Origin of the sequence: Campylobacter sp. RM9333, assembly GCF_020137705.1 — a bacterium.
Taxonomy (GTDB): Bacteria; Campylobacterota; Campylobacteria; order Campylobacterales; family Campylobacteraceae; genus Campylobacter_E.
The window spans coordinates 1-10,272 of sequence record NZ_JACGAY010000013.1 but is presented as its reverse complement, the minus strand read 5'-3'; the positions used below and the strand labels follow the sequence as shown (position 1 = coordinate 10,272).

Annotated in this window: 7 protein-coding genes; 5 read left to right on the top strand and 2 right to left on the bottom strand. The window is 30.9% G+C overall.

Features of this window, described 5'->3' with window-relative positions:
* The first annotated feature begins 194 nt into the window (after positions 1–194).
* Together AVBRAN9333_RS05740 and AVBRAN9333_RS05735 are read left to right on the top strand one after the other, a co-directional pair.
* Positions 195–2,588: a molybdopterin-dependent oxidoreductase gene (locus AVBRAN9333_RS05740; RefSeq protein WP_336609587.1), complete on the top strand. Its 2,394-nt coding sequence runs from the start codon at positions 195–197 to the stop codon at positions 2,586–2,588.
* Position 2,589: 1 nt separating this feature from the next.
* On the top strand, positions 2,590–3,171 hold the full coding sequence (locus AVBRAN9333_RS05735; protein ID WP_214115780.1) for a hypothetical protein: 582 nt from the start codon (positions 2,590–2,592) through the stop codon (positions 3,169–3,171).
* A gap of 44 nt (positions 3,172–3,215) precedes the next feature.
* On the opposite strand, the gene topA is transcribed toward AVBRAN9333_RS05735, so the two are convergent.
* Together topA and ciaB are read right to left on the bottom strand one after the other, a co-directional pair.
* Positions 3,216–5,303 (bottom strand): type I DNA topoisomerase, encoded by a 2,088-nt coding sequence (gene topA, locus AVBRAN9333_RS05730; RefSeq protein ID WP_336609586.1) that lies wholly within the window; start codon positions 5,301–5,303, stop codon positions 3,216–3,218.
* Entirely contained in the window at positions 5,300–7,042 is a 1,743-nt protein-coding gene (gene ciaB / locus AVBRAN9333_RS05725) for an invasion protein CiaB (protein WP_336609585.1), read from the bottom strand. Before ciaB ends, topA begins: the two co-directional genes overlap by 4 nt.
* A 93-nt stretch (positions 7,043–7,135) precedes the next feature.
* Here ciaB and AVBRAN9333_RS05720 point away from each other — a divergent pair, with 93 nt between their 5' ends.
* The 3 genes from AVBRAN9333_RS05720 to AVBRAN9333_RS05710 all read left to right on the top strand — a co-directional run.
* Complete coding sequence (locus AVBRAN9333_RS05720) at positions 7,136–7,951, top strand: flagellar hook capping FlgD N-terminal domain-containing protein (RefSeq protein WP_214115777.1); 816 nt, start codon at positions 7,136–7,138, stop codon at positions 7,949–7,951.
* Positions 7,948–9,495, top strand: a complete 1,548-nt coding sequence (locus AVBRAN9333_RS05715) for a flagellar hook-basal body complex protein (protein ID WP_214115776.1) — start codon at positions 7,948–7,950, stop codon at positions 9,493–9,495. The genes AVBRAN9333_RS05720 and AVBRAN9333_RS05715 overlap by 4 nt, the downstream gene beginning before the upstream one ends.
* A 387-nt stretch (positions 9,496–9,882) precedes the next feature.
* A partial coding sequence (locus tag AVBRAN9333_RS05710) for a hypothetical protein (RefSeq protein WP_336609584.1) occupies positions 9,883–10,272 on the top strand: 390 nt, incomplete at its 3' end.

The following is a 10,272-nucleotide window of genomic DNA, read 5'->3' as shown; positions in this document are numbered from 1 at the left end:
TACTTAAAAGCTATTAATTTATATGAATTAAATATCACGATATATAAACAAAATTAGCTTAAATTAATACTTATTAGACTTTAATAAAACAATTTCAAATTCTAATTATTCAAAGAAGACTAAAAATACCTTATAACTTTATGATAATACTTGATATATAAAATGTTTGCTTTACATTTTAAAAAGGAGAAATTATGGCAATTTCAAGAAGAACATTCCTTAAAGGTTCAGCAATTACAGCTAGTGCGATTACTTGTCCTTTAAATGCTGATACAAACTTTTATGATATCAAGCAAATCCCACACGCTACACATTTTGGTGCATTTACAGCCGAAGTAAATAGCGAAGGAAAAATAATCAATCTTATCCCACACGAAAGTGATAAAAACCCAAGCGTAATCACTAAAGCTATCATAGATAGAACATATTCAGATACAAGGGTAAAATATCCAAGTGTTAGAAAAAGTTTTTTAGAAGGTAAAAATCGCCCTGATTTAAGGGGTCGTGAGTCTTTCGTTCATGTTAGTTGGGATGTAGTGCTTGATTTATTATATAAAAAGCTTAAAGCTACAAAACCAGAAAATATCTTTAACGCAAGTTATGGTGGATGGGGTCATGTTGGTTTACTTCATAATTGTAACGCAGTTGCAGGTAGATTTTTTAACACCGTTTTAGGTGGAGCAATAGGCACTGATGGAGAGTATAGTAACGGAGCAGCGGGTAAAGTAAATACTGCTATAGCAGGGGATTTAGAAGTTTATAGTTTGCAAACAAATTACGAGCAAATGATTAAAAACTGCGAAGTTTATGTAATGTGGGGTTGTGATATTTACAAGGATAATCAAATAGATTTTAAGGTAGCTAATCGTGAGAATGATGGTTGGCTTAAAAAATACGCAGCTAGTAATATAAAGTTTATTAACATTGACCCACAATATACAAAAGCAGCGCAAATTACAAAGGCTGAATGGATAAAAATCGTCCCAAATACCGATGTTGCAATGATACTTGGAATGTGCCATTATTTATATACAAGTGGAAAATACGATAAAGAATTTATAGCTAAATATACAGATGGATTTGATAAGTTTTTACCATATTTACTAGGTAAAACTGATGGAGTAGAAAAAACTCCTGAATGGGCGGCTAAGATTTGTGGAATTGATGCGACTAAGATTAAAGAATTATGCGATTTATTCGTTAGTAAAAGGACATTTTTAGCAGGTAACTGGGCAAATCAAAGAGCACATCACGGCGAACAAGCTGACTGGGCTATCATAACTTTAGCTTGTATGATTGGTCAAGTTGGACTGCCTGGTGGTGGATTTGGCTTTTCTATGCATTATTGCTCGGCTGGTGGAGCGTTTAGTGGTGCTTTACTTCCTGTTGGATTGCCACAAGGAAAAAATAGCGTAAATATAAATATCCCTGCAAGTCGTGTAAGCGAAGCTATCCTAAATCCAAATAAAACTATTAACTTTAAAGGCAAAACTTTTACATATCCAGAGATTAAAATGTTTTATGTAGCAGGTGCTAGTGTTTTAGGTCATCATCCAAATACTAATGAATTAATTTATGCTTTAAGACAACTTGAAACCGTAGTTGTTCATGAGCCTTGGTGGACGCCGATGGCAAAAATGGCTGATATAGTAATCCCAGCTACAACAACACTTGAGCGTGATGATATAAGCTTTGGTGGTTCATATTCGCAAGATTGGGTATATGCTATGAAAAAAGTAATCGAGCCTGTGTATGAAAGCCGCAATGATTACGATGTTTTCTATGAATTAGCAAAGAGATTTGGCGAAAGAGAATTAGCTAAGTTTAGCGGTGGCAAGAAAGACCATTTAGAATGGATAAGAAGTTTTTATGAGAAGAGTGATTGTATAAATGAAATGGAATTTGATGAGTTTTGGGAGAAAGGCTCACTTCATTTTGAAATTCCAAAAGAAGCTTATGAATTTGTTCGCCACGCTGATTTTAGAAAAGACCCAGTGAATAATAAATTAGCAACAGAAAGTGGAAAATTCCAAATCTATTCACAAAAATTTGCTGATTATAATTTACCTGATTTTAAAGGTCATATAACTTGGTTTGAACCGGCTGAATATTTAGGAAATCAAGAATTAAGCAAAAAATATCCATTCCATTTATTAAGCCCACACCCAAGATATAGAATTCATTCTCAACTTGATAATACTTGGGTAAGAGAGCTTTACAAAATCCAAGGTCGTGAGCCTGTAGTAATTAATACTGAAGATGCTAAAAAGCTTGGTATTAAGCACGGCGAAGTGGTAGAAGTATATAATAATCGTGGTAGATTATTAGCTGGTGCATTTGTAAGTGATGATATTAGAAGTGGCGTTGTAGCTATTCAAGAAGGTGCTTGGTATGACCCTGAAGATGATAAAGACAATGCAAGATGCAATCAAGGTCATGTAAATGTGCTTACTTCATCTCGCCCAACTTCTCAAATGGCACAAGCAACAAGCGTAAATACTTGCTTAGTAGCGATTAGAAAACTTGATAAAAATGAAGCTGTTAAACCATATAAAAACACAACACCACCAACAATTATAGGAGCGTAAAATGAGAAAAATTATAGGATTATCATTAATTACTTTAAGTGCTTTTGCATATAAGCCTGATTATCAGCAAATATTTTTACCAACTCCTGCAAAAGTTGAGATAAAAAAGCAAGAATTTGCTAAAGATATTAGATTTATCTTAGATGAAAAAGCGACAATGCTAGATGAAAATCAAAAGCAAATCGGAACGATTTATGAAGGAACTATGGTTAAGCTAATTGAAACTAAAGAAGATTTAGCTAAGGTTAGCATTAGTGGAGAAGTTGTAGGAGATAAATTAGCATTTAATAAAAATGCGGAATTTGTCTATTTAGAGAGTAAAGACGCTAAGCCTGAAATGAGCTTTTGGGTAAAATCAAGCTCTTTAACTACTGATAAAGACGCTGCTTTTGAAGGTGTTGAGGTGTTTTATTATGATTCTTGCACGAGTTGTCACGCAGCACACGCTCCAAGCGAACACGCAATTGATGAATGGGACGCTTATTTAGGAGCAATGCAAATGAATGCAAAAATTACTGACGAGCAAAAGGATAGAATATTACGCTATATGCAAGCACATTCTAGCAATGGAGCTTTTAAGTAAATTAAAATAGAATTTGTAATTAGGATTAATTACAAATTCTTTTATTATTTTTCTATTTTTGTTTTACAATCTAAGCACTCTATAAATGTGCCTTTTTTAAGTTCTTTTATAATCATTATTCCGCCACAATTAGCGCATTTTTCTTTAGCTAGTGGGTATGAGCTAATGAAATTACATTTAGGATAAGAACTGCATCCATAAAATGCACCCCTTTTAGAAAATCTTTGCACCAAATCGCTACCACATTTAGGGCAAGGGACATCTAGTTTTACTAATTCTTTTTTAGGTTTTTCTTCTTTGTTTTCGGTTTTTGTATCGTTTAAATTCCTTGAATATTTGCATTTTGGATAACCACTACAAGCTACGAATTTACCGAATTTGCCTTCACGAATTAGCAATTCTTTACCACAATCAGGGCAATTTTCTCCTAGTTTTTCTACTTGTTTTTGACTTTGAATACTTGTTTTTCCATCGTTGATTTTAGTGATAAATGGCTCATAAAATTCATTTAAAACCTCATCTAAGTCACGCCCATGAGTTGCAATCTCATCTAAACGCTCTTCCATATTGCTAGTAAATTTCGCATCTACTATTTGCATAAAATGTTCTTCTAAAAATTCTATGATTTTTTCGCCTTTTTCTGTAGGGATTAGTTGTTTTTTCTCTAACTTCACATAATCTCTATCAATTAAAAGGCTTGTTGTAGGTGCGTAAGTGCTAGGACGACCTATTCCTAATTCTTCAAGTTGTTTAATAAGACTTGCTTCGTTGTATCTTGCAGGTGGCTCTGTGTGTAAGGTCTTTATTTTTGAGCTTTGTAAAGTCATTTTATCGCCTTTATTTAAAGCAGGTAAAATCTTATCTCCACTAGCATCATCATTCAATCTTAAATGCCCATCAAAAAGCACTCTTCTTCCACTTAGTTTAAACTTAGCCTTATTACTTGTGATATAAATTGTATTGTTTTCTATCTTCGCATCAGCCATTTGGGTCATTAAAAATCTATCATAAATTAATTTATACAATTTATATTCATCAGCCTTTAAATATTCTTTAGCAATTTTGGGAGTAAAGCTAACATTAGTTACACGAATAGCTTCGTGAGCTTCTTGAGCGCCTTTGCTTTTAGTCTCATAAACTCTTGCTTTAGTCGGTAAATATTCTTTGCCATAGTCTTTTGCTATTTGCTCTCTTGCTGATTTTATTGCTTCTTCGCTTAAGTTTAAGCTATCAGTTCTCATATAAGTAATTGCACCCATAAATCCTGTGTGAGTTTGAACGCCTTCATATAAAGTCTGTGCTAACATCATAGTTTTTTTAGGAGAAAAACCTAATTTAGAACTAGCAGCTTGTTGTAAAGTAGAAGTCATAAAAGGTGGTTTTGGACTATCTTTACGCTCTTTTATACTGATTTCATCTACGATAAAATCCGAGCTTTTAATGTGTTTTAGGATTTCTTCGGCTAAGGCTTTTTCAGTAATGCTTGTTTTTGATAATTTCTTGTTATCAAATTCTATTAATTCTACTTCTAAATCTGTTTTAAATTTAGTATCAAGCTCATAATACTCAATACTTACGAAATTTCTTATTTCTCGCTCTTTTAAGATAATTAATCTTAAAGCCGCACTTTGAACCCTACCAGCACTAAGCTTGCTTGCTACCTTGCTTGATAATAAGCCACTTAATTTAAAGCCCACAATTCTATCTAGCATACGCCTAGCTTGTTGAGCATTTACACTATTTAAATCTATTTTTCTTGGGTGTTTAATAGCGTTTAAAATAGCGTCTTTTGTAATTTCGTGAAAAACTATTCTATCATAGCCTAAAACATCTCCGCCTAAGATATTTGCTAGATGATATGCAATTGCTTCTCCTTCTCTATCTTCATCGGTTGCTAGTAAGACTTTAGCACCTTTGCTAAGGCTTTTTAATTCTTTTACTATGCTTGAGTGAGTTTTACTGATTTCATAATTAGGTTTAAAATGTCCATCTTCTATATCAATTCCTAATTTATTTTTAGGCAAATCCCTAATATGACCTTTAGACGCAATTACGCTATATTCACTACCTACAAATCTTGAAATTGTTTTAGCTTTGCTTGGTGATTCTACTATTATTAGGGTATTACTCATTCGTTCTCCTTGATTAAAACATTGGCAAATTCATCATATAATTTTCTATATTCATCGCCAAGTTTTACTAAATCTTTATTTGTGCTAATGTATTCTAAATCCTTTAACACTGCATAATCTTTTAAAAAATTATTTGCATTTTCTTTTTTAAGATAAGTTTTTGCAAGTTCGTTATATACATTTAAAAATTCCTTTTGAAAATCTTCAAATTTTTCTAAATCAACGCTTAATAAAGTATCATTTGAAAAGCTTAAAACCTTGCTTTTAAATAATATTGCTAAAAATATCAAACCTTCACAATAATAAGGCTCTATTTCTTTAGTGCTTTTATAAGCCATTAAAGATACTGCTCTACTTGTTATATTTGCTAATAAGGCCTTTTTGTATTTTTCATCAAAATGATTGCAAAAATCATATATCCCACCAGCACTTGCTTTAAATTCTTCAATATTTTTAAATACCCCATTAGTATTCATTAAGCTTTCTGTATCGCTACCTATAAAGAAAATATGTCCTGCTTCGTGTCCAATGGTGCTAATCTCATAAATCTTTTTCCATAAAAACTCATCATTTAATACGCTTTTATTGTAGTCGTTAAAGGCTTTATCAAATACTTTTTGATTTAGCATTGTTCTTGGTTTTGATTTTGTTTTTTTATAGACGAAATCTAAAAATGCAAATATTTTTTTGCCATAATTTGCTGATACAAATTCATCATTTGGCACAACTTGAGCTGAAAATAAGCCATTTAATTCTGCTCCATAATAAAGTATAGGTTTGCTAATATGAAGTTCAATTTTGTCTAAATTAGCTAAGCTTAGATTTAATGCGTTTTGATTAGTTATATTAGCGTTTTTATAAGCTTTATTTAAGCTATTTTTCATCTTATTAACAAAACTTTCACTATTAAAATCATAATTATCATCAATTCTAATATCCCACTCAAGTGCTACTGAATGAGTAAAAGCGTCTTCGTAATATTCTAAAAAATGCCCAACTTGAATGAAGTCTTTTGCCCCCATCCAAGCTATTTCAGCATTTTGCCAAGGCTTTAGGCTAAGCTCTTTACTCATTAAAGCATTTTGCAAGGCTTTAAGATATTTTATATATGCTTCATTTTTATGATTTAATTTAAAAAACTCATTAAAGTATTCATCAATCTTTTTAAATTCTTCTTCAAAATACAAAGAATATGTTAAAAGCTCTGGTTTAGTATCCAAATTAATTGCTATTGCATAAATCCTAGTAGCTATTTCATCATTTTCATCAAGATAATAAAGCTTATTATTTTTTATAAACTCATAAGGATTTTCTAAACTTTTAAAAAATTCATTATTTTTTTCAATTGCCTTATCCCATTTAGGCTGAATACTATTAAAAACAAGACCGATTTTATGCACTAGATTTAATAAATCTACATAAAATTTATCTAAACAAGGGCTTAATTTTTCAATGATTTTTATATGTCTTTGCTCGTAAAATTCTTTTACTCTTTTATATGCTAAATCTTTTGCTTTTGCTAAGTTTATATTATTTTTTTTGCAAGTATTTTCATAATTTGTAGTATTTAGCTCAATAATTCTTAATAAATATGAATTGAAATTCATATCATTTATTTCTAAGCCAAGTTCTTTTAAATCATTATTTATAAGTCTTGCTAAATCGTGATTGCTTGATGAGTTTAATTTGTATAATGAGAATAATTCTTCTTCGTGCTCTTTTATGATTTTTCCTAACATTTTTGCTCCTTTTTTCGCATTTTGCCAAAAAATATTTAAATATGGAACACACTTTGCTATATAAGTAAAAATATTTTTAAACAAGGATAGAAAATGGCAATTTCACCTATGAATAATACTGCTATGAGTGTTAATACAAGTATCGCTGCACAAAATGCTAATACACTTTCTGATAAGCAAAAATCAGAGGGCTTTAGTCTTGATAATACCATTCATACAAGTGATGTAAAAAAGCAAGAAGCAGATGCAAAAGCCTTAAAAGAAGCTGATGGAACTAATCCAAATTCTAAGATTTCTCAAGAAGCTTTTATGAGATTATTGCTTGAAGAATTAAAGCATCAAGACCCAACAAGTCCAATGGATAGTGATAAAATGCTAACTCAAACAAGCCAACTAGCAGCTCTTGAAACTCAAGAAAAAACCAATAAAACTATGGATGAATTAGCTAAGAGAATGGAATTACTTAGCAATAGTGTAGGAATTGGTATGATTAATGCAGTTGGTAAAATGGCTGTACTTAAAAAAGATACCTTTACTCACGATGGTAAGGCTGTTGATTTGCCGTTTAACTTATACTTTCCAAATGGTGCTCCAAATGATGTAGTAATAGGTGTATTTAACTCAAATAAAGAGCAAATTGACGCAATTAAAGTCAATAAAGACATTATTCAAAAAGGTAATAATAATTTTATTTGGGATACTAGATATGAAGATGGAACTATTAGAGAGAAAGGCGATTTTAAATTCGTAGCTCAATATGAAGATGAACATGGAAATATAGTTCAAATTCCTAGTGGTTATTTTAAGGTTGATGGGGTTACTTTTGAAGATGGCAAGGCTTATTTAAACGCTTCTGGTATTAAAATCAGCTTTGATGATATAGCGCAATTTCAGGATGAAAAACTATGATGCGTTCATTTTATAACGGGGTTAGTGGGGTAAAAACTCATAGTTTTGGAATGGATTTATTAGCTAATAACATTTCAAACATAAACACCGTTGGCTACAAGGCTGCTATGCCTGAATTTAAAGACATATTTTATCAAACAGGCAATGATGTTGGTGGTTTAAATAATTTTGGGGCAAATCAAGTTGGACTTGCTGCAAGTGGTTTAAGCTCAACTTTTTCTCAAAAACAAGGAGCTTTAGTTTCTAGTCAAAATACCTTTGATGTAGCACTTGAAGGCAAGGGATTTTATGGCATAAAAGATTACGATGGTAATACTTATTATACTAGAAATGGGGCTTTTAATATTGATAGCGATTTTAATTTGGTTGATAGTTTTGGAAGATTTGTGCTAGGGACTATGAATGCTGGATTTAATGCGAGTGCTATGAGTGAAAATATTAAAGAAATGTTTGGAAAAGTTAGTTCAAATGCTGGTTTTACAATATCTAATAATGATTTAGATATTAAACTAAACGCACCAAACGCACAAACTCCTATAACATTGCCAAGAACACTTTTTATGAATGCAGTAGCAACTACAAATGTAAATATTAAAGCAAATCTTAGCAATGCTTTTCACGAAGAAGATAAGTATATAAATCTTGATAATATTGAATTAGAAATTGATAATAATAAAAGCACTTTTAAAGCAAGTAATCTTGAGCCTAATGCTAGAATTTTATTAGAAGTTGATAGGGGAGATGGAAGCGATACTATAGAAGCATTTGCTGATGAGTTTGGGAATTTAGAAAAGACAATTAGTGGGAATGTAAATAGCTTTAGTGCAAGGCAAGTAAAGACTATTAATGTAGGTGCTAATAATAAATTTGATATAGCAACTTATGATGCGAATGGAAATATTAGAAAAATTGATTTGCAAATACAAGCTATTGATAAGCTTAATTTTAAAGCTACTGCTATTTTAAAAGATACTCAAGGAAATACTATTAGTGAAGCTAGTGGGAATATTATTTTTAATACCGATGGTTCATTAAATACAAATGAATTAAATCAAATAGATGGAATAAATCTAAATCTAGGAAGCCCAAGAGTTGATGGCAAGGGCGGATATGATGGATTAACTTGTATTGATAATGCAAAAATAGAGCGTTATGTAGAAGCAAACGGCTATCCAGCAGGAGTTTTAAAAGATTACGCTATTGATGAAAGGGGCAATATATTAGCTAATTTTACCAATGGTAAATCTCAAGCTGTAGCTAAGTTTGCAGTGTTTAATTTCGTAAATGAGCAAGGCTTACATAAAAATGGAGAAAATGAGTTCAGCACTACTCCTGATAGTGGAAATCCTATATTTTTTACCGACGCAAATGGTAATGTAATAAACTCATATAAAATCAAATCAAATTATTTAGAGCAAAGCAATGTGGATTTAGGCACGGAGCTTACTCAAGTGATTATTTTTCAAAAGGCTTATGAAGCAAACGCTAAGAGTATCACAACAGCCGATCAAATGCTAAAACGCGCAATAGAGATGAAAAAATAATACAAAATAAATTATATTTAGCACAATTTTTCGTGTTAAATATAATTAAAAATATATTTTAAATAAATTATTTAGTATAAAAATATTTAAAAATTGTGTGTTTTATAAGTATTTTAGAATTTAAAATATGTATTGTTGTGTTATTGTCTTTTTAGATAAAGTTAATTTTTATTTTCTTTAGTTTTTAATATATAAATTAATTTTTATTAATATTTTGAAATATTAAGAAAGTATTGTAACTAGGGATTTTAAGAAAAATTTTATGAATAAAATATAATTTAAAAAATCATAATTTATATATGTTTAAGTTTTATTTAATAAATTAAATATATAGTTCTTGTGCAAATTTATTCAAAGGAGACACAATGAAAAAACGTAACAAACCTGTTGCTGGGGGGGGGTATTTTAAAGTTATCTCTTGCAGCTAGTGCATTAATTTTCTCTCAAGGCTTAATTGCTGATGAGCCACAAACTTCAAATCAAAACACACCAATAGTAAAACAGAATGAAGCAAACTCGCAAGGTATAAATTCATCACCTTCAAACCCAACTGGAACTCCAACTGCTGAAAATGGTCAAGATAGTAAAGCTAGTAATCAAGGTGGTGAAAAACAACCTGAATTAGATAATCAAGGTGGTGAAAAACAACCTGCAGAAGATAATAAAGATAGTGAAAAACAACCTGAATTAGATAATCAAGGTGGTGAAAAACAACCTGCAGAAGATAATAAAGATAGTGAAAAACAACCTGCAGAAGATAATAAAGATAGTGGAAAA